General features: G+C 67.4%; 23 protein-coding genes and 1 other RNA gene. 13 read left to right on the forward strand and 11 right to left on the reverse strand.

Going from position 1 to position 23,184, the window contains the following annotated elements; all coding sequences use genetic code 11:
* Positions 1 to 80 precede the first annotated feature (80 nt).
* The 3 genes from AC1RMY_RS02995 to AC1RMY_RS03005 are packed head-to-tail and all read right to left on the reverse strand — an operon-like array spanning position 81 to position 2,823.
* Entirely contained in the window at positions 81 to 1,022 is a 942-nt protein-coding gene (locus tag AC1RMY_RS02995) for a tetratricopeptide repeat protein (RefSeq protein WP_492862453.1), read from the reverse strand.
* Positions 1,019 to 1,672 carry a thiamine phosphate synthase gene (locus tag AC1RMY_RS03000; RefSeq protein WP_492862454.1) on the reverse strand — a complete coding sequence of 218 codons (654 nt, stop codon included), beginning with the start codon at positions 1,670 to 1,672 and terminating at the stop codon, positions 1,019 to 1,021. Before AC1RMY_RS03000 ends, AC1RMY_RS02995 begins: the two co-directional genes overlap by 4 nt.
* On the reverse strand, positions 1,669 to 2,823 hold the full coding sequence (locus tag AC1RMY_RS03005) for a benzoate/H(+) symporter BenE family transporter (RefSeq protein WP_492862455.1): 1,155 nt from the start codon (positions 2,821 to 2,823) through the stop codon (positions 1,669 to 1,671). Before AC1RMY_RS03005 ends, AC1RMY_RS03000 begins: the two co-directional genes overlap by 4 nt.
* Before the next feature lie 198 nt (positions 2,824 to 3,021).
* Between AC1RMY_RS03005 and AC1RMY_RS03010 the strand changes: the two genes are divergently transcribed.
* Positions 3,022 to 5,040 (forward strand): PhoX family protein, encoded by a 2,019-nt coding sequence (locus AC1RMY_RS03010; protein ID WP_492862457.1) that lies wholly within the window; start codon positions 3,022 to 3,024, stop codon positions 5,038 to 5,040.
* A gap of 218 nt (positions 5,041 to 5,258) precedes the next feature.
* Here AC1RMY_RS03010 and fba read toward each other — a convergent pair whose 3' ends face one another.
* From fba to tkt, 6 genes are all read right to left on the reverse strand, one after another.
* On the reverse strand, positions 5,259 to 6,341 hold the full coding sequence (gene fba, locus AC1RMY_RS03015) for a class II fructose-bisphosphate aldolase (RefSeq protein ID WP_492862458.1): 1,083 nt from the start codon (positions 6,339 to 6,341) through the stop codon (positions 5,259 to 5,261).
* Between the two features lie 91 nt (positions 6,342 to 6,432).
* A complete protein-coding gene (locus AC1RMY_RS03020) occupies positions 6,433 to 6,669 on the reverse strand; it encodes a hypothetical protein (RefSeq protein WP_492862459.1) in 237 nt (78 codons plus the stop codon).
* 72 nt (positions 6,670 to 6,741) lie between these two features.
* Positions 6,742 to 7,935, reverse strand: coding sequence for a phosphoglycerate kinase (locus AC1RMY_RS03025; protein ID WP_492862460.1), 1,194 nt, complete (start codon positions 7,933 to 7,935; stop codon positions 6,742 to 6,744).
* A 20-nt stretch (positions 7,936 to 7,955) separates the two neighbouring features.
* The gene (locus AC1RMY_RS03030) at positions 7,956 to 8,414 is read right to left on the reverse strand and encodes a hypothetical protein (protein WP_492862461.1); all 459 of its coding nucleotides are present in this window, start codon (positions 8,412 to 8,414) and stop codon (positions 7,956 to 7,958) included.
* A 70-nt stretch (positions 8,415 to 8,484) separates the two neighbouring features.
* On the reverse strand, positions 8,485 to 9,495 hold the full coding sequence (gene gap, locus AC1RMY_RS03035; RefSeq protein ID WP_492862462.1) for a type I glyceraldehyde-3-phosphate dehydrogenase: 1,011 nt from the start codon (positions 9,493 to 9,495) through the stop codon (positions 8,485 to 8,487).
* A 136-nt stretch (positions 9,496 to 9,631) separates the two neighbouring features.
* Positions 9,632 to 11,629 carry a transketolase gene (gene tkt / locus AC1RMY_RS03040; RefSeq protein WP_492862463.1) on the reverse strand — a complete coding sequence of 666 codons (1,998 nt, stop codon included), beginning with the start codon at positions 11,627 to 11,629 and terminating at the stop codon, positions 9,632 to 9,634.
* A gap of 332 nt (positions 11,630 to 11,961) precedes the next feature.
* Here tkt and AC1RMY_RS03045 point away from each other — a divergent pair, with 332 nt between their 5' ends.
* From AC1RMY_RS03045 to AC1RMY_RS03070, 6 genes are all read left to right on the forward strand, one after another.
* Positions 11,962 to 12,336, forward strand: a complete 375-nt coding sequence (locus tag AC1RMY_RS03045) for a DUF4164 domain-containing protein (protein WP_492862464.1) — start codon at positions 11,962 to 11,964, stop codon at positions 12,334 to 12,336.
* Between the two features lie 12 nt (positions 12,337 to 12,348).
* Entirely contained in the window at positions 12,349 to 12,717 is a 369-nt protein-coding gene (locus AC1RMY_RS03050) for a cell division protein ZapA (RefSeq protein ID WP_492862465.1), read from the forward strand.
* 36 nt (positions 12,718 to 12,753) lie between these two features.
* Positions 12,754 to 13,842 carry a D-alanine--D-alanine ligase family protein gene (locus tag AC1RMY_RS03055; protein ID WP_492862466.1) on the forward strand — a complete coding sequence of 363 codons (1,089 nt, stop codon included), beginning with the start codon at positions 12,754 to 12,756 and terminating at the stop codon, positions 13,840 to 13,842.
* Positions 13,843 to 13,895: 53 nt separating this feature from the next.
* A non-coding RNA gene (gene ssrS, locus AC1RMY_RS03060) (6S RNA) lies at positions 13,896 to 14,053 on the forward strand.
* A 6-nt stretch (positions 14,054 to 14,059) separates the two neighbouring features.
* A complete protein-coding gene (locus AC1RMY_RS03065; protein ID WP_492862467.1) occupies positions 14,060 to 14,644 on the forward strand; it encodes a 5-formyltetrahydrofolate cyclo-ligase in 585 nt (194 codons plus the stop codon).
* A gap of 69 nt (positions 14,645 to 14,713) precedes the next feature.
* On the forward strand, positions 14,714 to 15,538 hold the full coding sequence (locus AC1RMY_RS03070) for a TIGR00282 family metallophosphoesterase (RefSeq protein WP_492862468.1): 825 nt from the start codon (positions 14,714 to 14,716) through the stop codon (positions 15,536 to 15,538).
* A 122-nt stretch (positions 15,539 to 15,660) separates the two neighbouring features.
* Here the strand turns inward: AC1RMY_RS03070 and AC1RMY_RS03075 are convergent, their stop codons facing one another.
* Positions 15,661 to 17,022, reverse strand: a complete 1,362-nt coding sequence (locus AC1RMY_RS03075) for a methyl-accepting chemotaxis protein (protein WP_492862469.1) — start codon at positions 17,020 to 17,022, stop codon at positions 15,661 to 15,663.
* Positions 17,023 to 17,265: 243 nt separating this feature from the next.
* On the opposite strand from AC1RMY_RS03075, the gene AC1RMY_RS03080 reads away from it, so the two are divergent.
* Complete coding sequence (locus AC1RMY_RS03080) at positions 17,266 to 18,009, forward strand: YebC/PmpR family DNA-binding transcriptional regulator (protein ID WP_492862470.1); 744 nt, start codon at positions 17,266 to 17,268, stop codon at positions 18,007 to 18,009.
* A 116-nt stretch (positions 18,010 to 18,125) separates the two neighbouring features.
* Here the strand turns inward: AC1RMY_RS03080 and AC1RMY_RS03085 are convergent, their stop codons facing one another.
* Entirely contained in the window at positions 18,126 to 18,905 is a 780-nt protein-coding gene (locus AC1RMY_RS03085) for a sulfite exporter TauE/SafE family protein (RefSeq protein ID WP_492862471.1), read from the reverse strand.
* A gap of 182 nt (positions 18,906 to 19,087) precedes the next feature.
* Between AC1RMY_RS03085 and ruvC the strand changes: the two genes are divergently transcribed.
* The 5 genes from ruvC (at position 19,088) to AC1RMY_RS03110 (ending at position 23,181) form a co-directional block, all read left to right on the forward strand.
* Positions 19,088 to 19,600, forward strand: coding sequence for a crossover junction endodeoxyribonuclease RuvC (gene ruvC / locus AC1RMY_RS03090; RefSeq protein WP_492862472.1), 513 nt, complete (start codon positions 19,088 to 19,090; stop codon positions 19,598 to 19,600).
* A gap of 185 nt (positions 19,601 to 19,785) precedes the next feature.
* Positions 19,786 to 20,403, forward strand: a complete 618-nt coding sequence (gene ruvA, locus AC1RMY_RS03095; RefSeq protein ID WP_492862473.1) for a Holliday junction branch migration protein RuvA — start codon at positions 19,786 to 19,788, stop codon at positions 20,401 to 20,403.
* Complete coding sequence (locus AC1RMY_RS03100) at positions 20,400 to 20,885, forward strand: GNAT family N-acetyltransferase (protein ID WP_492862474.1); 486 nt, start codon at positions 20,400 to 20,402, stop codon at positions 20,883 to 20,885. Before ruvA ends, AC1RMY_RS03100 begins: the two co-directional genes overlap by 4 nt.
* Before the next feature lie 607 nt (positions 20,886 to 21,492).
* Positions 21,493 to 22,536 (forward strand): Holliday junction branch migration DNA helicase RuvB, encoded by a 1,044-nt coding sequence (ruvB, locus tag AC1RMY_RS03105; protein ID WP_492862475.1) that lies wholly within the window; start codon positions 21,493 to 21,495, stop codon positions 22,534 to 22,536.
* A gap of 102 nt (positions 22,537 to 22,638) precedes the next feature.
* Positions 22,639 to 23,181, forward strand: a complete 543-nt coding sequence (locus AC1RMY_RS03110; protein WP_492862477.1) for a DUF3828 domain-containing protein — start codon at positions 22,639 to 22,641, stop codon at positions 23,179 to 23,181.
* The last annotated feature ends 3 nt before the right edge of the window (positions 23,182 to 23,184 follow it).

Raw genomic sequence — 23,184 nt, forward strand, 5'->3', positions numbered from 1 at the left:
GCCATCCGGCGCAATCCTGTGGCGCTCAAGCCAGAGCGCGCGTCAGTTCGTCAAAATTCAATCGGTCCCTTGCGCGCCCGTCAGGGCGCCGTCAAGGCCGCGCCCTCGATCCGGCTGGCGGCGAGGAGGGCGGCCCGGCGCTGCTGCTCGGGATTGAGGCGGTCGAAGAGCTGCTCGAGGGCGGGGTCGTCGAGGCCCCGCGCCCGAGCCGCCAGATGCCAGGCCGCCGCCTCGATCGAGTCGGGTGGAATGCCGCGACCGATCTGGTAGAGCCGTGCGATGCGGTTCTGGGCGATCGGGTTGCCCTTGCCGGCGGCGCGGAGGAACAGCCTGGCGGCGGCCGTCTCGTCGGGGGCGACGCCGGCCCCGTTGAACAGCATGATGGCGTATTCGATCTCCGCGGGAACATGGCCGACGGCGGCGGCCTTCGCCATCCATTCCGCGGCGGCGACGTCGCTCGCCGGCATGGCGCGCCCCTGCTTCGCGAGGGTACCCAACGCATATAGGGCGTCGGGGATGCCAGCTTTCGCTGCAATCTGGAGGCTTTTGATGGCGGCTTCGTCGTCCTGCGCCTGCCCCGTGGCGAGCAATGAGAGCGCGAGGTTGTAGTTGGCGGCGGCGTGGCCTGCGGCTGCAGCCTGGCGCAACAGAGCACCGGCGCGGACCGGGTCGCTGCGGCCGCCTGCATCGCCGAGCAGGGCGATCGCCAGCGCATAGGTGGCGTTGACGTCGCCGCGCTCGGAGGCGCGCTCATACCATTCCGTCGCGACCTTCTGGTCGGGCGGGACGCCGAGCCCCTGCCGGTAGAGCTCGCCGACGAGGGTCATAGCGGCGGCGTCCTTGCTGTCGGCCTCGATGCGCTTCAGGGCCTCACGCAGGGCGCGGCGATAATGGCCGGTCTGGTAAGCGCCATAGGCGAGGTCCGTCTCGGCCGCCATCGCCGGAAGCGCCTGCGCAAGACCGGCGAGCAGCAGCAGGCAGATAGGCAGCAGGCCGGCGAGGCCGCGGCGCAGGCGCCTCATCTGGCGGCTTTCCGGGCGGCGCGAGCGGCGATGGCCTCGTTGGCCTCGGCGACGAGGGCGCGGATGTCGCGCCCTTCCTCGAAGGCCCATGCGCCGAGCGCAACGAATTCCGCGCCGGTCTCGACCAGCGCCGGCACCGATTCCGGATCGGGCGCATAGGCGACGCAAGGCGTCTCGAAGATCTCGGCCCACCAGCCGGCACGTTCGATCACCGCGGGCAGCGGCGGCACGCTGCCATCGGGGCGCGGCTCGCCGAACATGACGTAGTCGACGCCGGCCTCGCCGATATCCATGGCGTCGTGCCGGGCGCGCAGGCCGCCGGCGCCGATGATGCGCTCGCCCTTCAGGCTGGAGCGCGCCTCCGCGATCGCCTCGACGCCGCCGGTCAGATGTACGCCGTCGGCGCCGCCGCGCGTCGCCACCACGGCCGAGGCCTCGACCACGAGGGCGACATTCGCGGCCTGGACTGGGCCGGCGAGGCGCTTGATGCGTTCGATGCGGCTGCGCTCGTCGCCCTCGGCGAGGCGCAGCAGCACGGCCGCGATGTCGCCGCCGGCCTGGGCCTGCATCAGCTTGAAGGCCATCGCGTCGGCATCCGCCACGAGCGGGGTGACGAGCATCAGGCGGGTGGGTGGGTGCTGTATGGTCATGATCTTGCGCGCAAACGGCCTGCGACCGCGTCCAAAGTCAAGACGCTGAGGCCGGCAACGAGACTCCAGAAGGCCGACCCAACCCCGAACAGCGTCAGGCTGGAGGCGGCGACGGCAAAGGCGATGACGGCGGCGATACGCTCCCTTTCGGAAGCCATGGCCTGGCCGAGGGCTCCGGTGAGCGAGCCGAGAAGGCCCAGCCCGGCGACCGCCACGATCAGCGCTTTCGGCATGGCGAAGATCAAGGCGAGCAGAATGCCGGCGCAGGCGGCGATGGCGAGATAGGCGAGCCCGTAGAGCACGCCGGCCTTCCAGCGCTGGGCCGGATCGGGATGCGTATCGGGACCGGTGCAGATCGAGGCGCTGATCGCGGCCATGTTGACCATATGGGCGCCGAATGGCGCCGTGAGGAAGGAGGCGAGCCCGGTCGCGAAAAGGCTGGCCGCTGTCGGCGGCTTGTAGCCCGCCGCGCGCAGGACGGCGAAGCCGGGCAAGTTCTGCGCCGCCATGGTGACGAGATAGAGCGGGACGCCGACGCCGAGCATGGCTGCGATATCAAGGCGCGGTGTGACGAATTCGAGGCCGCTGAGAGTCAAGGCGCCGGCAGACCAGCTTGCGAGGCCGAGGCCGAAGCTGAGCGCGATGCCGGCGAACAGCGCCGCGATCACGCCGAGAAACGGGTTGATCAGCCGCGCCAGCAGGAAGACCGCCAGAAGCGGCACGACGAGGCCGGGCGAGACGCGCATTTCGTCGAAGACCGCGACGACGAAGCGAAAGATCACGCCGGCCAGCATGGCGGCGGCGACGGGCATCGGGATCTTCTCGATCAGCGCGCCGAGCGGGCGGAAGGCGGCGGTGAGCATCATCAGCGCGGCGGCCAGCAGGAAGGCGCCGACGGCGGCCGCCATGTCGAGCCCGCTCGTCGCGGCGATCAGCGCGGCGCCTGGCGTCGACCAGGCGCAGATCATCGGCATCCTGTAGCGCCAGGACAGCCAGATGCCGGCCCCGGCCTGGGCGATGGCGAGGCCGGCGATCCAGGAAATCGCCTGGCCCGGGGTCGCGCCAACCGCCTGCGTCGCGGCGAGCACCACCGCGACCGAGGCGGAGAAGCCGACGAAGGCCGCGACCAGCGCTGAAAAGACGATCGACATACAGAACCTGCGGCGAGGGCAGCGGTGAGCGCGGCGGGTGCTCCTTCAACCAGAAAGTGTCGCCGGCCGGAAGAGCCCGGGCGCCCGGCCGGCATGTGCGCTGCGTCTTGCAGGACTATTGTCACCGCAGCGTCACCGCCGCCGCCTATCGCTCGATTTCCTCCAATGCCAATCTGAAGCTTCGTCAGGACCGACCCCATGAGCGACGAGATCAAGAGCGACGAGACGCAATACGAATCGACCTTTGGCGCCAGCATGCTGGAGCACGAGGACGCCGAGCCGCGGAACCCGACCGACAATCCGACGATGGGCGAGCTGATCTCGCAGCGCTTCTCGCGCCGCGGGCTGCTCAAGGGCGCGCTCGCGGTCTCCGCGATCTCGGCGACCGTCGGCACGCTGGCGCTGGAGACGGCCGAGCAGGCGCAGGCGCAAGGGGTGAAGTCGGCCTTCTCGTTCAAGGAGGTCGAGGCCGGCGTCGATGCCGACCACCATGTCGCCGAGGGCTACGACGCCGACGTGCTGCTGCGCTGGGGCGATCCAATCACCAGCGGTGCGCCAGCCTTCGACCCGGCGAAGCAGACGCCCGAGGCCCAGGCCCAGCAGTTCGGCTACAACAATGATTTCGTCGGCTATCTGCCGATGCCGGGCGCGGCCGACCCCTCCGCCCATGGCGTGCTCTTCGTCAATCACGAGTACACCAACCCGCATCTGATGTTCCCGGGCGTCGTCGAGATGAAGGACGGCAAGCCGGTGCTGAAGAACGCGACGCCGGAGCGCTTCCGCATCGAGGCGATGGCGCATGGCGCGACCGTCGCCGAAATCCGCCGGACCGACGGCAAATGGGCGCTGGTGAAGGATTCCAAGTACAACCGCCGCATTACGGTCGCGACCGAGATGCAGCTCTCGGGCCCGGTTGCCGGAAGCGACCGCGTCAAGACCGGAGCCGACGCGTCCGGCCGCAAGGTTTTCGGCACGCTCAACAACTGCTCGGGCGCGATGACGCCCTGGGGCACCTTCGTCACGGGCGAGGAGAACTTTCACGGTTATTTCTCGGGCAAGCTGCCGGAGGGCCATCGGGAGGAGGCGAACTACAAGCGCCTCGCCGTGCCGTCCTCGCCTTACGCCTGGGGCCGGTTCGAGGAGCGCTTCGACCTTGCCAAGGAGCCGAACGAGGCCAATCGCTTCGGCTGGGTCGTCGAGGTCGATCCCTTCGATCCGAACTCGGTGCCGAAGAAGCGCACCGCGCTCGGCCGCTGCAAGCATGAGGGCGCCGACAACATCGTCGCGAAGGACGGCCGCGTCGTGGTCTATCTCGGCGACGACGAGCGCTTCGACTATGTCTACAAATTCGTCACGGCCGGGCGCTTCGACCCGAACAACCGTGCGGCCAATCTCGATCTGCTTGATTCCGGCACGCTCTACGTCGCGAAGTTCGCAGCCGACGGCGCCGTCGAATGGCTACCGCTGGTCTTCGGCCAGGGGCCGCTCACGGCCGCCAACGGCTTCCAGAGCCAGGCCGACGTGCTGATCGAGACCCGCCGCGCCGGCGACCTGCTCGGCGCCACCAAGATGGACCGGCCCGAGGACATCACGCCCAACCCGGTGACCGGCAAGGTCTATGTGATGCTGACCAACAATACGAGCCGCAAGGACGAGCAGATCGACGCTGCCAACCCGCGTGCCAAGAACGCCTTCGGCCACATTATCGAGATCATCGAGGAGGGCGGCGACCACACCGCGACCAAGGGGCGCTGGGAAATCCTGCTGAAATGCGGCGACCCGTCCGTCGCGGCGGTCGGGGCGAGCTTCTCGACCGACACGACGAAAAGCGGCTGGTTCGGCATGCCCGACAATGCCGTGGTCGATTCCGCCGGGCGCCTCTGGGTCTCGACCGATGGCAACGGGCCGGACGTGACCGGGCGGACCGACGGGCTCTGGGCGGTCGATACCGAGGGCGGTGCGCGCCGGACCTCGAAGCTGTTCTACCGCGTGCCGCATGGCGCCGAGCTCTGCGGCCCCTGCTTTACGCCGGACGACACTACGGCCTTCGTCGCCGTGCAGCATCCAGGCGACGACGGTCCGGACTGGCCGGCCTTCGGCCGCCGCTCCTATTACGAGGATCTCTCGACCCGCTGGCCGGACTTCAAGCCGGACATGCCGGTGCGCCCCTCCGTGGTGGCGATCACCCGCAAGGGCGGCGGCAAGATCGGGGTTTGATCGGGTGTGCCGCCCGATCTGTTGGAAAACAAGGCGCGGGAACCCTCTCCTGTAAGGAGAGGGTAGGGTGAGGTCGGGCGTTTGACGATTGGCTGTGACCTCACCGCTCCATTGCTTCGGGGTCGGCACTCGACTGGTCGAGGGGCCTACACCTCACCCCTGCCCCTCTCCTTACAGGAGAGGGGTTCCCCGCGCCTCGCCGAGAATGACGCCTTGCCTCAAGCCGCCTTCTGCGAGCCGAAGGTCGGGTCGAGCTCGCCCTTGGCGTAGCGCTTGGCCATCTCGGCGGTGGTCGCGACGCGCTTGATCTTCGAGGCCTGGCCGGCGGTGTTGAACTCCTGCAGGCGCAAGCTGCAGAGCTTGGTCATCGCCTCCATGGCGGGCTTCAGATACTTGCGCGGGTCGAACTCGCCGGGGTGCTCGGACAGGATCTTGCGGATCTGGCCGGTCATCGCCATGCGGTTGTCGGTGTCGATGTTGATCTTGCGGACGCCGTGCTTGATGCCGCGCTGGATCTCCTCGACTGGCACGCCCCAGGTCTGGGGCATCTTGCCGCCATACTGGTTGATGATGTCCTGCAGGTCCTGCGGGACCGAGGAGGAGCCGTGCATGACGAGGTGCATGTTCGGCAGCTTCTTGTGGATCTCCTCGATGACATGCATCGCCAGGATCGCGCCGTCGGGCTTGCGGGTGAACTTGTAGGCGCCGTGCGAGGTGCCCATGGCGATGGCGAGCGCATCGACCTTGGTCTCGGCGACGAACTTCACCGCCTCTTCCGGATTGGTCAGGAGCTGGTCGTGGGAGAGCTTCCCCTCGAAGCCATGGCCGTCCTCCTTCTCGCCCTCGCCGGATTCCAGCGAGCCGAGCACGCCGAGCTCGCCCTCGACCGAGATGCCGCCGAGATGGGCCATCTCGGTCACGGTCCTGGTCACGCCGACATTGTAGTCCCAGTCTCCCGGGGTCTTGCCGTCGGCCTTGAGCGAGCCGTCCATCATGACGGAGGTGAAGCCGGCCTGGATCGCGGTCATGCAGGTCGCCGGCTCGTTGCCGTGGTCGAGATGCACGCAGACGGGGATGTGCGGATAGATCTCGGTGACCGCGTCCATCATGTGCTTGAGCATAATGTCGTTGGCGTAGGAACGGGCGCCGCGCGAGGCCTGGATGATGACGGGGGCGTCGGTGGCGTCGGCCGCCGCCATGATCGCCAGAGCCTGCTCCATGTTGTTGATGTTGAAGGCGGGCACGCCGTAGTCGTTTTCGGCGGCGTGATCGAGCAACTGGCGGAGCGTAATACGGGCCACGATGGAACTCCCCTTGAAGGCAATGGATATGGGGAGCGTTTAAAGGCGAACTGCGACAAAGGTAAAGCGAAAGCGGGGAAAGCGCTTAAGATCAGCGGCCGCGCGCTTCCAATGCCGTCACGCGCTCTTCGATGGCTGCGAGCTCCTCGGCGAACTGGCCGGTGGTCGCCTTGGCCATGACGAGCAGGCCGGCCGTGTCGCGGCACTGCTTGCGGACCAGTTCTTCGAGCCGCTCGAAGCGCTCGTGCGTTTCCGTTCGAAACGAGGACATCTCAGCCTGAAGCTTCTTCAGGATTTCGTACATCGCCGTCTGGACGTTCCCGCTCACGGTCAACTCCCGCTTCACGGCGAGAACATAGCATAAACACGCTCTGCCACAAGGGCAGAGCGCAAGTCCATGTCAGCCCTTCCGCAGCGCCTCGACGCCCGGCAGGGCCTTGCCTTCCATCCATTCGAGGAAGGCGCCGCCCGCAGTCGAGACATAGGTCAGGTCGGCAGCCACGCCGGCATGGTTCATCGCGGCGACAGTGTCGCCGCCGCCTGCGACCGCGACCAGCTTGCCGGCCTTGACCTTCTGGGCCGCCGCCTTGGCGACGGTGACAGTGGCGGTGTCGAAGGGCGGCAGCTCGAAGGCGCCGAAGGGGCCGTTCCAGACCAGCGTCTTGACCTTGTCGAGCTTGAGCACGACCTCGGCGACGCTCAAGGGACCAGCGTCGAGGATCATCTCGTCGGCCGCAACCTCACCGGTCTGGACGACGCGGTGGCCGGGATGGGCCTTGAACTCACGGGCGACCAGCGCATCGACCGGCAGCATGATCTCGCAGCCGGCGGCCCTGGCCTTCTCCTCGATCTCGCGGGCGGTGCCGACGAGATCATGCTCGCAGAGCGACTTGCCGACATCGACGCCGCGCGCAGCGAGGAAGGTGTTGGCCATGCCGCCGCCAATGACGAGGACATCGACCTTCTTCACGAGGTTGCCGAGCAGTTCGAGCTTGGTCGAGACCTTGGCGCCGCCGACGATCGCCATCACCGGGCGGGCAGGGTTGTCGAGGCCAGCGGAAAGCGCTTCCAGCTCCGCCTGCATGGTGCGGCCGGCGTAGGCCGGCAGGACATGGGCGAGGCCTTCGGTCGAGGCGTGGGCGCGATGCGAGGCCGAGAAGGCGTCGTTGACGAAGAGGTCGCCATTGGCGGCGAGCGCCCTGACGAATTCCGGATCGTTCTTCTCGTCGCCCGCGTGGAAGCGGGTGTTCTCCAGCAGCAGGACCTCGCCGTTCTTCGCAGCCGATACCGCCTTCGCGACATCCTCGCCGATGCAATCGCCGACGAAGGTGACGGGCTGGCCCAGCGCATGGGCCAGCGCGGGGACGACCTGCTTCAGGCTGTTCTTGTCGTCACGGCCCTTGGGCCGGCCGAAATGCGCGAGCAGGACGACCTTGGCGCCCTTGGCCGAAATCTCCCGGATCGTCGGCAGGATGCGGTCGATGCGCGTCGCGTCGGTGACCTTTCCGTCCTCCATGGGGACGTTGAGGTCGACACGGACCAGGGCGCGCTTGCCTGCGAGGTCGGCGTCGTCGAGCGTCTTGAATGCGGTCACGGCAGCAGTCATGGCAGCTGTCACGGCAAGAGCTTGGGCATGAGGCCCGGCACGCCGAAGCGCAGCACGAGGACGGTCAGGATGACGGTGAGGACGGCAGTGACGATCGCTGTCGTGAACAGGGTCGCGGAGCGCGGCGTCGCATCGACCCGGTCGCGAAGGCCCGCGATCTCGCCGCGGATCGCGGCGAAATCCATCGTGCCGGCGGCGGCGTCGACCTTGTGGGCGCTGCGCTCCAGCGAAGCCTCGGCGCGGGTCAGAACGGCTTCGTAGCGGGCGAACTTCTCCTCGATGCGCGCGGCCTTCTCCTCGATGCGGGAGAGCTGGTCGAGCTGGCGCGGCTCGGTGACGGGCGCGGCCTGTGTCGAAGGCATGGCGCTACCGACGGCAAAAGGCGTGCCGTAGGTCGGTGCAGGCGCAACTGGCGTCGGGACGGAAGCGTCGCCTTGCGACGCGACGGTCGGCTCGATCTTGGCCATGGTCGTTCCGTTCGATTGGAGAAGGGAGCGAGGCCGCACCGGAGCGGTGCGGCCTCGAAAGAGCGTCAGATCAGAGCAGCTTGCCCATGGCGACGGCGGTGTCGCTCATGCGGTTCGAGAAGCCCCACTCGTTGTCGTACCAGGCGACGACACTGACGAGCTTGTCCTCCATGACCTTGGTCTGGTCGAGGGCGAAGGTCGAGGAGGCCGGGTCGTGGTTGAAGTCGACCGAGACGTTGGGCTGGTCGGTGACGGCCAGGATGCCCTTGAGCGGGCCGCGCTTGCTGGCCTTGATGATCGCGTCGTTGATCTTCTCGACCGTGGTCTTGCGCTTGGCGAGGAACTTGAAGTCGACCATCGAGACGTTGGGGGTGGGCACGCGCACCGAGGAGCCGTCGAGACGGCCCTTGAGCTCGGGGATGACGAGGCCGATCGCCTTGGCGGCGCCGGTCGAGGTCGGGATCATCGAGAGCGCGGCGGCCCGGGCGCGGTAGAGATCCTTGTGCATGGTGTCCAGCGTGGGCTGGTCGCCGGTATAGGCGTGGATCGTGGTCATGAAGCCCTTGTCGATGCCGACGGCGTCATGGAGCACGCGCACGACCGGCGCGAGGCAGTTGGTGGTGCAGGACGCGTTCGAGACGACGATATGGTCCGCCGTCAGGGCAGCGTTGTTGACGCCGAAGACGACGGTCAGATCGGCGCCGTCGCAGGGGGCGGAGACCAGCACGCGCTTGGCGCCGGCGGCGAGATGGGCCGAGGCCTTCTCCTTGGTGGTGAAGATGCCGGTGCATTCCAGCGCGATGTCGACGCCGAGCGCCTTGTGCGGCAGGTCCTTGGGATCGCGCACGGCGGTGACCTTGATCGGTCCGCGGCCGACATCGATCGTGTCGCCGGAAACCGTCACCGTGCCGGGGAAGCGACCATGCACGGAGTCGTAGCGGAAGAGATGGGCGTTGGTCTCGACCGGGCCGAGATCGTTGATCGCCACGACCTCGATGTCCTTGCGCTTCGATTCGATGATCGCGCGCAGCACGTTGCGCCCGATGCGGCCGAAGCCGTTGATCGCCACCTTGACCGTCATCTCAAACCTCTCCTTCGCCGAACTGAGGCGTTCGCACGCCATTCATGCGGGCAATTCGGCCAAAGCGTGGCCGAACGCAAGTGGTTGGTCGAGAAAATCGGGATGATGCCCGATTCTCTCACGCATTTTGCGAATCTCAGGCGTTGTGACGCTTGATCGCAGCCTCGGCCACGGCCTCCGGCGTGATGCCGAAATGCTTGTAGACCTCCTTGTAGGGCGCGCTCGCCCCGAAGGAGGACATGCCGATGAAGACGCCGTCATGGCCGATCACGGCATCCCAGCCGAAGCGGACGCCGGCCTCGAGCGCGATCTTGACCGGGGCGGTGCCGATGATGGCGGCCTGCGTCGCCTCGTCCTGCTGGAGCAGGAGTTCGAGCGAGGGCACGGAGACGACGCGCGCCTTGATGCCCTTCTCGGCCAGGAGCTTGCGGGCGGCCACCGCGATCTCGACCTCGGAACCGGATGCGAAAAGCGAGACCTGAGCCTTGCCGCCCTCGGCTGCGAGCAATTCGTAGCCGCCCTTGGCCGAACGATTGGTCGCGGTCGCGTCGGTGCGCAGCTGCGGCAGGTTCTGGCGGGAGAGCGCCAGCACGGTCGGGCCCTTGGTGTTCTCGAGCGCGAACTGCCAGGCCTCGGCGGTCTCGATCGTGTCGGCCGGGCGGAAGACATGCATGTTCGGCATGGCCCGCAACGAGGCGATCTGCTCGATCGGCTGGTGCGTGGGGCCGTCCTCGCCGAGGCCGATCGAGTCATGCGTCATGACGTAGACGACGGGCAGGCCCATCAGGGCGGCGAGCCGCATGGAGGGGCGGGCATAATCGGCAAATACGAGGAAGGTACCGCCGCCGGTGCGGAAACCGCCATGCAAGGTGATGCCGTTCATCGCGGCGGCCATGCCGTGCTCGCGGATGCCGTAGCGGACATAGCGGCCCTTCGGGGTCTTCGGCGTGAAGTCCAGGGCTGCCTTGGTGCGGGTGTTGTTCGACGGCGTCAGGTCGGCCGAGCCCATCACCAGCTCCGGCATGATCGGGGTGATCGCTTCGAGCGCCATTTCCGAGGCCTTGCGGGTGGCGACCGCCTGCGGGGCTGCGACCAGCGACTTCTTGTGGGCGAGGATGGCCTTGGCGAGCTTCGCCGGCACGCCATGGGCCAGGCGGCGTTCGAATTCGACGCGCTTGCGCTCGGAGAGAGCGCCGAAATGGCTCTTCCAGTTGGAGTGGGCATTGGCGCCGGCCGCGCCATGGCTGCGCCAGGTCTTCAGCACGTCGGCCGCGACCTCGAAGGCGCCGCCGGTGATGCCGAGCGCCTTCTTGGCGGCGGCGAGCTCCTCGGCGCCAAGCGGCTCGCCATGGGCCTTGGAAGTGCCGGCCTTCTTCGGTGCGCCGAAGCCGATCACGGTCTTGCAGGCGATCATCGTCGGCTTGCTGGACTTCTGGGCACGGCGGATCGCGGCCTCGATGGCGTCGGGATCATGCCCGTCGACGCGCTCGGAGCGCCAGCCGCAGGCCTTGAAGCGGGCGACCTGGTCGACATTGTCGGTGATCGAGAGCGGGCCATCGATCGAGATGCCGTTGTCGTCCCAGAGCACGATCAGCTTGTTCAGCTTCTGGTGGCCGGCGAGCGCGATCGCCTCCTGGCTGATGCCTTCCATCAGGTCGCCATCGGAGGCCAGAACGTAGGTATGGTGGTCGACTACCTTCTTGCCGAATTCGGCGGCGAGCATGCGCTCGGCCATCGCCATGCCGACGGCGGTGGCGAGACCCTGGCCGAGCGGGCCGGTGGTGGTCTCGATGCCGGCGGTCATGAAGTTCTCGGGGTGGCCCGGCGTCTTCGATTCGAGCTGGCGGAACTTCTTGAGGTCGGCGAGCTCCATGCCGGGCACGCCGGTGAGATAGAGCAGGGCGTAGAGCAGCATCGAGCCGTGGCCGGCCGAGAGCACGAAGCGGTCGCGGTCGGGCCAGCGCGGATCGGCTGCGTCATACTTCATCACGCGGGTGAAAAGCACGGTGGCGACGTCGGCTGCGCCCATCGGCAGGCCTGGATGGCCGGATTTCGCCTGCTCGACGCCGTCCATCGCGAGCGAGCGGATGGCATTGGCGAGCTTGTCGTGCTGGGCACGGTCGATCGTGGTCATGAGTATCTCAGGCTCCGTCTGGCGGGAGGACGAGGCCGCGGCCAAATCCTGCATAGCGGCAGGCCGGGACGGTCCGAAATTCCGATGTCGTCTGGTCGCGTCGAATGGTGGCTCGATTAGGCTGCCGGTTCGCTTCGAGTCAATTCGCCCCGGCGCTGTCCCGACAGGCAAAGGCGTGCCTCGATTTCGCCTTGCTGCATCCGCGAAGTCAGCAAGAGGGGCCAAGCCCTTGGGAACGGGCCTCATCTTCGCCATGCGATTCCCGTTTTCCGGCGATTTGGTCTAGGGTCGCGAATCGTGTGAGCCGGCTTCGATCTGAAGGGAGAGCGAACGTGGCGAGCCTGATGCTGGAGAATGCCCTGATGCGCCTCGACGGCGCGCTGGCGCAACTCGAGGCCGCGGCGCGGCGGCGTGTCGAAGCCGAGCGCGGGCGGGCCAATCTGGAGACGGAGCTGGCGCTGATGCAGGACGACCGCGCGAGGCTCGCGGCCGAGCTCGACGGCGCGACGGCGCGGCTCGGCGATGTCGAGACGGCCGCCGCCGATGTCGACCAGCGGCTGCAGCGCGCGATGAACGTCATCGGCGCCGTGATCGCGCGTGCCGAAGCCGCGGCGGAGCAGCCCGACGAGGGCGGCGAGGAGGCCGGCGACGACGAATCCGCCTATCCGGAGCCGGCGCAGGTCGGCCCCGGCATCCGGGAGCATTGAGCGGGGAGAGCCATGCCGCAGGTCAATGTCACCATCGCCGGCAAGGCCTATCGCATGGCCTGCGGGGAGGGCGAGGAACCGCATCTGGAAGGCCTCGCCCGAATTTATGACGGCAAGATCCAGGAGATGCGCGACGCCTTCGGCGAGATTGGCGACATGCGGCTGCATGTCATGGCCGCGCTGATGGTGGCCGACGAGGTTTCCGAATTGCAGCGCAAGGTCGCAAGGCTCGAAGCCGACCTCGCCCTGATCCAGGGCGATGCGGGGGCGGCCGACCGGCGCCTCGGCGAGGTGGAGGACCGCGCGGCCGAGGCGCTTGTGGCCGCCGCCGAGCGGATCGAAGGCGTGGCACGCAGTCTGATTCCCGGCCCCGTGGGCTGAAACCTTTCATCCAGATCGACGCGAGATATCCAGTTCATGACGACCAGATTGCGGGTTGCTGTTCTCCTGGGCGGGCAATCCGCCGAGCACGACGTCTCCATCCTCTCTGCCGGGAATGTGGTCCGGGCGATCGACAAGGCGAAATACGAGGTCGTGCCGATCCTGATCAGCCGGAGCGGCGAATGGAGCCTGCTCGAGCTGCAGAACGGCGTATTGCCCGATCCGATCCCCGAGGGTGGCGCCCAGATCTGCCTGGTGCCGGGGGGGCGTGGCCGTCTGCTCTGCCTGCCGAAAGGCGGCGCGCCCGAGGAACTGCCGGCGGTCGATGTCCTGTTTCCGGTCCTGCACGGTCTCAACGGCGAGGACGGCTCGATCCAGGGGCTGGCCCAGATCGCGGGCGTGCCCCTGGCCGGCTGCGGCATCCTCGGCTCGGCGACGGCGATCGACAAGGACATCGCCAAGCGCCTGCTTCGCGAGGCCGGGCTTCTGGTGGCGCGCTCGATCACGGTGCGGCGCGGCGAGACGCCGTCCTTCGACGAGGTCAACGCGACGCTCGGCCTGCCGCTCTTCGTCAAGCCCGCACGGCAGGGCTCGTCGGTCGGCGTCAGCAAGGCCCGCACGGCGGAGGAGTTTCGCGCCGCCTTGGCGGAGGCTTTCAAATTCGACCAGAAGCTGCTGGTCGAGGAATTCATCCAGGGGCGCGAGATCGAGTGCAGCGTGCTCGAACAGGCCGATGGCGAGACGATCGTCTCCGTGCCCGGCGAGATCGCGGCGGCCGCCAGCCACGGCTTTTACACCTATGAGGCGAAGTATCTCGATGCCGACGGCGCGGCGATCAGCATCCCCGCCGACCTGCCTGCCGATGTCGCGGAGCGGATCCGGGGGCTGGCGCTGAAGGCGTTCCATGCGCTCGGCTGCGACGGCATGGCCCGCGTCGATTTCTTCGTGCGGCCGGACATGAGCGCCGTGGTCAACGAGATCAACACGATACCGGGTTTCACCGACATTAGCATGTATCCGAAGGCGCTGGCGGTGACCGGGATCGCCTATCCCGACCTGATCGACCGGGTGATCCGGCACGGGCTGGCGCGGGCAGAGGCGGCGAAGGGCGGGGCCGGGGCGTAGTCAGCCCCAACTCGCCACTGGCGCTTTGCCGGCGCATTCCCTACATTGGCCGGGCTGGGCTGCCTGGTGCGTGCGAGGAACTGTATTCCCGGGCCCATACGACTCCCTAGGGAGCTGTCCCTGACCGGATCCCTGGACCCGGACACACGGCGCCCACCTACTTTAGTAGGTGTCCCGGGATCGAAATCTCCACGGCCGAGGTGGCTCAGCACTGTCCATGTCCAATACGTTTCTCGCCGATAGCGCCGCCGTGACGAAAGCAGCCCTGCGCGACGCCGCGCTCGCCCAGCGCGATGCGCTCGAAATCGACGATCGCCTCGAATGGGACCCGCTGATCGCGGAGCGCGTGCTGTCGCTGCCGGTTTTCGGAGAGGGCGCCGGTCCGGTTTCCGCCTATTGGCCGATGCGTTCGGAAGCCGATCCGCGGCCGATCCTCGAAGGGCTGCATGAACGCGGCCTGCCGCTCTGCCTGCCCGCGATCGTCTCGAAGCGGATGCTGTTCCGGCGCTGGGCCCCCTATGAGCCGATCGTGCCCGGCGGCTTCGGCACGCTCGTTCCGCATCCCGCCGAGCCGGAGGTCGTTCCGACGATCCTCCTGGTGCCGCTCGCCGCTTTCGACCGGCGCGGATACCGCATCGGCTACGGCAAGGGCCATTACGACGCGAAGCTCACCGAGCTTGGCTCGCCGCTCACGATCGGCATCGCCTATGCCGCCCAGGAGATCGAGGCCGTGCCCGACGAGCCGCATGACCGGCGCCTCGACTGGATCGTGACCGAACGCGAGGTCATCGCCTGCGGTTGATTGCCTCTAGTTGATTCCCGGCGACATTCGGGCGACGGAGGGTCTTTGCCGTTCCCGGATCGTCTCCCCATGCGTTTTCTCTTCCTCGGTGATGTCGTCGGCCGCCCCGGGCGGGCCGTGGTGCAGGAGCGCCTGCCGGCCTTGCGCCGTGCCTGGGCGCTCGACTGCGTCGTGATCAATGGCGAGAACGCGGCCGGCGGCTTCGGCATCACGGAAGCGATCTGCGACGAACTGCTCGCGGCGGGCGCCGATGCCGTGACGCTCGGCAACCATTCCTGGGACCAGCGCGAGGCGCTGGTCTTCATCGAACGGCAGGACCGGCTGGTGCGCCCGGCCAATTATCCGAAGGGCACACCCGGGCGCGGCGCCGCGGTGATCGAGGCCAGGAACGGCGCGCGCGTCCTTGTCGTCAATGTGATGGGGCGCATCTTCATGGATGCGCTGGACGACCCCTTCCAGGCAATGGAGCGGGAATTATCGGCCTGCCCGCTGGGCGAGGTGGCCGACGCCGTGATCGTCGATTTCCATGCCGAGGCGACCAGCGAGAAGCAGGCGGCGGGGCATTTCCTTGACGGGCGCGCCAGCCTCGTTGTCGGCACGCATACGCATGTGCCGACCTCGGACACGCGCATCCTTCCCGGCGGCACGGCCTATCAGTCCGATGCGGGCATGTGCGGCGACTACGATTCGATCCTGGGCATGCAGAAGGACGAGCCGGTGCGGCGCTTCCTGCAGAAGACGCCGGGCGCGCGGCTCGAACCTGCGACGGGCGAGGGGGCGCTGTCGGGCGTCGCGGTCGAGATCGACGATGCGACGGGGCTGGCGAAGGCGGTCTGGCCGGTCAGGCTCGGGCCGCATCTTGCGGAAGCCGTGCCGCCCTGGGCGGAACCCTGAGGCAGCCGGCTAGATGATCGGACCGAATACCGTATTCGATCCGATCAGCTAGCCCTTTATTCCGGCATCGGCTTTTCCGAAAACCGCATTCCACTTTTCGGGTCGATGCCCTGGGTTTCGCCTCAGGCGGCGTGGCTGCGCTTCATCAGGCCGTCGAAGGCGGCTGAGAGCGCGTTGGCTTCCCGCGCCAGCGTCCCGGCCACGTCGAGCACTTCGCCGACGCTGGTTCCGGCCGCGATGGCCAGATCGCTGACGCCGCAGACGGTCTGTGCCACCTCCTGCGTCCCGACGGCGGCGAGATCGACGCTGCGCGCGATCTCGGCCGTGGCCGAGCGCTGCTGTTCGAGCGCGCTGGCGACGGACGAGGTGGTATCGGACATCTGATGGACGAAGCCGACGATGCTCTCGATCGCCTCGACGGCCTCTCGGGTCGAGGCCTGCATGGCCGGCACCTGGGCGGCGATCTCGTCGGTCGCCTGGGCGGTGCGGGCCGAGAGCTGCTTGACCTCGGTCGCGACCACCGCGAAGCCTCGCCCTGCCTCGCCGGCGCGGGCGGCCTCGATCGTGGCGTTGAGCGCCAGCAGATTGGTCTGGGCTGCGATCTCGCGGATCATCTCGACGATCGAGCCGATGGTCTGGGCGGACTGGGCCAGGCTCTTGACGATGACGTCCGTCTTGATCGCCGCGGCATGGGCGTCCTGCGCCATGGTGGCGGCGCGCGTCACCTCGAAGGCGACATGGTCGAGCGAGGTCGACAGTTCCCCGGTCGCGCTGGCGACGTTGTGGACATTGGCGGAGGCGTTGTCGGAGGCGCGCGCGGCCGCGATCGCCTGGCTGCCGGTGTCCTGGATCACATGGTTCATCGTGCCGGCCAGCGTCTCGACCCTGCCGGCGCCCGCGTTCACGGTCGCGACCACCTGGCGGACGGTAGCCTCGAAGGCGGCGATCTCCGCGCGCGTCCGTTCCCGGCTCTGGCGTTGCACCTCGACATAGGTCTCCAGCAGCAGTTCGAGATCGAGGGCGGTCGCCTTGTTCAGCGCGGAGCGAAGCGCGATGCGTCGGCGCAGTTCCTTGCTGCGCCAGGGGCCGAGCTGCGAGAGCGAGTCGCGGTCGAGACTGAGCTCGACGCCGATCCGGTTGGTCACGATGGCGTGGCAGATCGCCACCGCATAGGCCGGCACCTCATGCTGATGGAAGGCCGTCGCGAGCCGATGGGCCGATTCCACGAAGCCATCCTGCAGATCGCCGGATGCGAGCCTGATCCAATGCGCGAGCCGGGCGTCGTGAACCTCGGGAATGCGCAGGGCGCGCGCCGTTTCGGGCCAGGGCGCGAACTGTTCGTGCAGGTCGACGAGCAGTGCGGGCAGGCGGGCCTTCGCGAACGCGGCCTGGCCGCGAAGCGCGGCGATGTCCTCCGGCCCGATCTGAAAGGCGCGAAACCGCGGCTCCTGATCTGCGATCACCGTGCTGGAGGATGGATTCATACAAGCCTACGTCTTCGGTGCCCCGGCGGGCGGTACCCTCGTCGCATGACAGTGGAACCGGTTTGGCAAAGAATGACTTAACGAAATGCAGAAACCCGGCGTGACGCACCGCTCCGGGCGCAAAACGGGGCCCGGCACCGGGCGGCTTGCTAGCCGGCGAGGGCGGCGCTTATAAGCCGGGCTTCGCCTGCCCGACATGGTCGAGGCGGGCTCTAGCGACATGACAGCAGAGGCTCGGGTTCCATGGCCGGTCATTCCCAGTTCAAGAACATCATGCACCGCAAGGGCAAGCAGGACGCCGTGCGCGCCAAGCTGTTCTCGAAGCTCGGGCGCGAAATCACCGTCGCCGCCAAGATGGGCATGCCCGATCCCGCGATGAACCCGCGCCTGCGCATGGCCGTGCTCGCCGCGCGCGCCGAGAACATGCCGAAGGACAACATCCAGCGCGCCATCAACAAGGCGGCCGGCGGCGAAGGCGACAATTACGACGAGGTCCGCTACGAGGGCTACGGGCCGGGCGGGGCCGCCGTCATAGTCGAGGCGCTGACCGACAACCGAAACCGCACCGCCTCGGCCGTGCGCTCCTACTTCACCAAGGCGGGCGGGGCGCTGGGCGAGAGCAACTCGGTCTCCTTCATGTTCAACCGCGTAGGCGAGATCAGCTACCCGCCGGAGGCCGGCGATGCGGACAAAATCATGGAGGCTGCGATCGAGGCCGGCGCCGACGATGTCATCAGCGACGAGAACGGCCACACCATCCTGTGCGCCTTCGACGCGCTGAACGAGGTCTCGAAGGCGCTCGAAGCCTCGCTCGGGGCTCCGGCCTCGGCCAAGCCGGTCTGGCGGCCGACGACCTCGGCCCCGCTCGACGAGGAGAAGGCGGCGTCGATGATGCGGCTGATGGAAGCCCTCGACAATGACGACGACGTCCAGAACGTCTTCGCCAATTTCGAGATCGCCGACGAGATCATGGCCAAGCTGGGTTGAGGCCTTTCCTCGCCGTCATGGTCGGGCTTGTCCCGACCATCCACGCCAGTTTTGGGCGATGGCGGTGTTCAAGACGTGGGTGCTCGCCACAAGGGCGAGCATGACGGGTCTGGCTGCTACCGCCCGACCACCGCATCCCAGAGCGGCAGGCTGACCAGCGCGCTGAGGAAGATCACCGCATAGGCGATGCGGCGGAAGGTGATTTCGTTCGCCAGGCGGAAGCCATGCGTTCCCGCCCACATGCCGGCGCCGTAGACCGCCATCAGCGGCAGCGCCATGGTCAGCGCGGTCATCGTCAGGATGCCGTTGCGCCAGAGGATGGCGCCGCTGACCAGCGTCGAGATGCCGAAGAAGGTCTGCAGGTTGGCGCGCGTCTTGTGACGGTCGTTGCGCTGGGCGCCGAGCCAGAACACGGCGAGCGGCATGCCGCCGATCGAGGCCATGCCGTTGAACAGGCCGGAGAGCACGCCGACGCCGAGCGAGAGCGGGATGCCCGGCCGGCCATGATAGCGCCAGCCCGAGGCCATCAGCGCGACAGCGGCCAGGATCAGCCCGGCCAGAATCCAGCGCATCGTCTCGCGATCGAGCCAGATCAGCAGCCAGATGCCGGCGGGCAAGGCGAGCGTCGCGGTCAAGAGCAGGGGTGCCACTTCGCGCCACTCGGCCTGCCTCGCGTTGCGCGCGGCGATCGGCAGGGCGAAGGGCAGGTCGATGCACCAGATCAGCCCGAGCGCCGCGACCGGGCCGAGCACCATCGAGGCCAGCGGCATGAACACCATCGCGAAGCCGAAGCCGGTGAAACCGCGGACGAGCCCGCCGAGCAGCGTCGCGGCCAGCAGGACCGCGAGGCCGGACGCGGAGACGCCGGGAAACAGGTGGCTGAGTAGATCGGTCATGCTGTCCGGCAGTGCGCGAGCGGATCGAATTTCTCCGCACCAACAGGCTAGCGACCGCAAGGACAACCCCTGTCAGTGTGATGCGACCGATGCGCGGCGTTCATCGATCGCCGACCGATCGAAGGGGATCGTTAGGATGATCCATGGAACAAAGCGTGTCCAACGGCTAGGCTGTACCCGACATGAACCCACCGATTCGCATTCTCGGCATCGATCCCGGCCTCCGGAAGACGGGCTGGGGCGTCGTCGTCTCGGAAGGCAGCAAGCTCGGCTTCGTCGCCTGCGGCTGCGTCGAGAGCGAGGCCGGGCTGTCGCTGCCGGAGCGGCTGCGCCAATTGCATGAGGGGCTGACGCGGGTCGTCGGCTCCTTCGGGCCGGACGAGGTCGCGGTCGAGGAGACCTTCGTCAATCGCGATCCGCAATCGGCGCTCAAGCTCGGCCAGGCGCGGGGTGTCGCGCTTGTGGTGCCGGCGCTGGCCGGGCTCGAGGTGGCGGAATATGCCGCCAATCTCGTCAAGAAGACGGTGGTCGGCGTCGGCCATGCCGACAAGAAGCAGGTCCAGATGATGATCCGCGTGCTCCTGCCCAAGGCCGAGACCTCCTCGGCCGATGCGGCGGATGCGCTGGCGGTCGCGATCTGCCACGCCCAGCATCGCGGCATGCGCTCGCTGGTGGCGCAGATGGGCGTGGGGTGAGGACATGATCGAAGTGGAACCCAACCATCAGCCGAGGCTGTCTTGACCTTTTTCCTGAGCGCGTCATCCCGGGCGACCGCAGGGAGACCCGGGATCCATTCCGGAGCCTCTCCGAATAGCGCTCCGGAATGGATCCCGGGTCTACGCTACGCTTCGCCCGGGATGACCCGCGGAGGGGGCAAAGCATGATCGGCAAGCTCAAGGGCATCGTCGATTCCTATGGCGAGGATCATGTCATCCTCGACGTGCAGGGCGTCGGATACGTCGTGCAGTGCTCGGCGCGCACGCTGCAGCGGCTTCCCAAGCCGGGAGAGCCATCCGCACTGTCGATCGAGACGCATGTGCGCGAGGATGCAATCCGGCTCTACGGCTTCATGTCCGACAATGAGCGCGACTGGTTCCGGCTGATGCAGATGGTGCAGGGCGTCGGCGCAAAAGTCGCGCTCGCGATCCTCTCGACGCTCGATCCCGGCGCGCTGGCGACGGCGCTCGCGACCAACGACAAGGCGGCGATCGCGCGTGCGCCCGGCGTCGGGCCGAAGCTGGCGCAGCGCATCTGCGCCGAACTCAAGGACAAGGCGCCGGCCTTCGGCCATGTCGATCCCTCGGTGGCGACGCTTGCCGGCGCGCTGGAGGACCGCAAGCTGCCGCAGCCGGTGGCGGACGCGGTCTCGGCGCTGAGCAATCTCGGCTATCCCCAGGCGCAGGCCGTGGCGGCGGTCGCGGCGGCCTCCAAGGCTGCGGGAGAGGGTGCCGGCACGGCACAGCTGATCAAGCTCGGCCTGAAGGAACTGGCGAAGTGAGTGCCGGCCGCCTGAGCGTCAGGCCGGTCGAGGACAAGAGCGCCTTTCTCGCGCTGATGCTGGCGAGCTGGGGTTCGCACAGCATGATGATCGATTTCACGGTCTATGATTGCGCGGAACTCGATCTGCTTGGGATCGCCGGTGCTGATGGGGCCTTCCTGGCTTATGCGAGTTGGACGATGCATGGCGATGTCGCGCTGCTTTGCGCGCTGCATTCGGTCGCGCCGGGGCAGGGCGCGGCGATCCAGCTGCTCGAAGGGGTCAAGGCGGCGGCGCGGGCGCGCGGGGCCGTCCGGCTCAAGGCGATGCTGACCAACGACAACATGCCGGGCCTGACCTTCTACCAGAAATGCGGTTTCCGCTTCTCGCGGCTGCATATCGAGGCGATCGACCATTTCCGCTCGGTGGTTCCGAGCATCGTGCGGACCGGCTACATGGACATCCCGATCCATGACGCGATCGAGCTGGAGATCGCATTGTGAGCAAGGGACGCCGTCCCGGCCTCCGTTCCGCCGAATGCCGCGGCAATGCGCTTGATCGTGTGCTGCAAGTCGGCCTGATGGAACTAGGCACCACAACGCTGGCTCAGCTTGATCAAGCTCGAGCTAAAGAAACTGGCGAAGGGGGCGCCGTATGATTCGGGGTGCGCTTATTGTCTTCTTTGCCGCGCTCGGGCCGCTTATGGGACTGCTCTCGTTTATTGTCGGGTTCTATTCACAGAAATTGCTGGTGAACGATAACCTTCAACACGATGAGTTCTTCGCGCTTGATAGTCTCGCTCTCGTTTACGTAGTCGGGCTCATTCCTGCTTTTGCCGTAGGAACTGCCGCAAGTTTCTCACTCGACGAAAGATTTCGATTTTCACTGCGAACTGCCCTGTGTGGCGGCGTTGTCGCCGGGCTCGCTCTAGGAGCTCCTTTGCTTCTCCTTGGCTATGATATGCCTCCGCGTACGCTCTATGAGCGCTTGGCGCCAACGGTGATGGTCGCCTGGGTCAATGTCGGCGCTGCACTTCTATCCTGGACCGTATGGGAGCTTGCTCGACGGACCATTGTGACGATTCGAAACTACAGAGAGCTTTAGGTTCGCATGGTTGCCCCCCGTCCCGGCCTCCTCTCCGCGGAGAAGCGCGACGACGACAGCGAGACCTCGCTGCGGCCGCTCTCGCTCGTCGATTTCACCGGTCAGGCGGCGGCGCGGGCGAATCTCCAGGTCTTCATCGAGGCTGCCAAAAGCCGCGGCGATGCACTCGACCATGTGCTGTTCGTCGGGCCGCCGGGCCTGGGCAAGACGACGCTGGCGCAGATCGTGGCGCGCGAGCTCGGTGTCAGCTTCCGCTCGACCTCGGGGCCGGTGATCGCCAAGGCCGGCGATCTCGCGGCGCAATTGACCAATCTGGAAGAGCGCGACGTGCTCTTCATCGACGAGATCCACCGGCTCAACCCGGCGGTCGAGGAAATCCTCTATCCGGCGATGGAGGACTATCAGCTCGATCTGATCATCGGCGAGGGGCCGGCCGCCCGCTCGGTCAAGATCGACCTGCCGAAGTTCACCCTAGTGGGGGCCACCACCCGCGCCGGCCTGCTGACGACGCCTCTGCGGGACCGCTTCGGCATCCCGGTCCGGCTGCAGTTCTACACCGTCGAGGAGTTGCAGGGCATCGTCGCGCGCGGGGCGCGGGTGCTCGGCGTGCCGATGTCGGATGACGGGGCGAACGAGATTGCCAAGCGGTCCCGGGGGACGCCGCGCATCGCGGGGCGCTTGCTCCGGCGCGTGCGCGACTTCGCCATCGTCGATGGCGACGCGATCGTGACGCGGGCCGTCGCCGACAAGGCGTTGAAGCTGCTCGATGTCGATCCGATCGGCCTCGACCAGATGGATCGGCGCTACCTCACCACCGTCGCGATCAATTTCGGCGGTGGGCCGGTGGGGATCGAGACGATCGCCGCCTCGCTGTCGGAGCCGCGCGACGCGATCGAGGAGATCATCGAGCCCTTCCTGCTGCAGCAGGGCTTCATCCAGCGCACGCCGCGCGGCCGCATCCTGACGCCGCATGCCTTCCGGCATCTGGGGATGCCGGAGCCCAGCCGCGAGGCGGCGCAGTTCGGATTGTTCGGGGACGGGGAGGAGTAAGTGGCACTGCGCGCGGGCGTCGTCGCGCCGGCATCCGGCAAATGCAGGACGCGTGATGGGGCGAGGTGCGATTCCTTAGATACCATTCCATTGGGGGAGCCCATGCGCCTCATTCGTCCGGCCTTCATCGCCTGTCTGTTGGCCTGTGCGCCCGCGAGCACTGCTTCGGCGGCCGAAAGCTCGCCGGACAGCGTCGTCCGTGAGGCCTATGCGATCACCGCCCGGTCGCTCGCCAGCATCGGCACGAAGAAGCGCGTAGAGCCGCCCTTCCGGCCGCCGCATCGGCAGCGGCTGATGTCGAAGGAGCTCTCGGCGATGTTCGCGCGCGACGAGCTCTTCATGGATGAGAGCGGCGATATGGGGCATGTCGCTGCCGACCCCTTCATCAGCGGCCAGGATGGCGAGGTCAAAAACCTGCAGGTCGCGGTGACGGAACCGCCGGTCGGAGGGAAGGCTCTGGTGACGGCCTCATTCCGCAGCTTCAAGCAGCCCGTCAGCGTCCGCTTCCGCATGATCGAGGAGGGCGGTGCCTGGCGGATCGACGATATCGTCAACCGCATCGACGGGAAGGATTATCCGATCCGCGCGGCACTCGCCGAGCCCTATGAGTGCGGCTCCTTCATGAAGAAGCCCTGCAAGCGCTGAGAG

Source organism: Allobosea sp. GW822-FHT03F07, assembly GCF_058801345.1.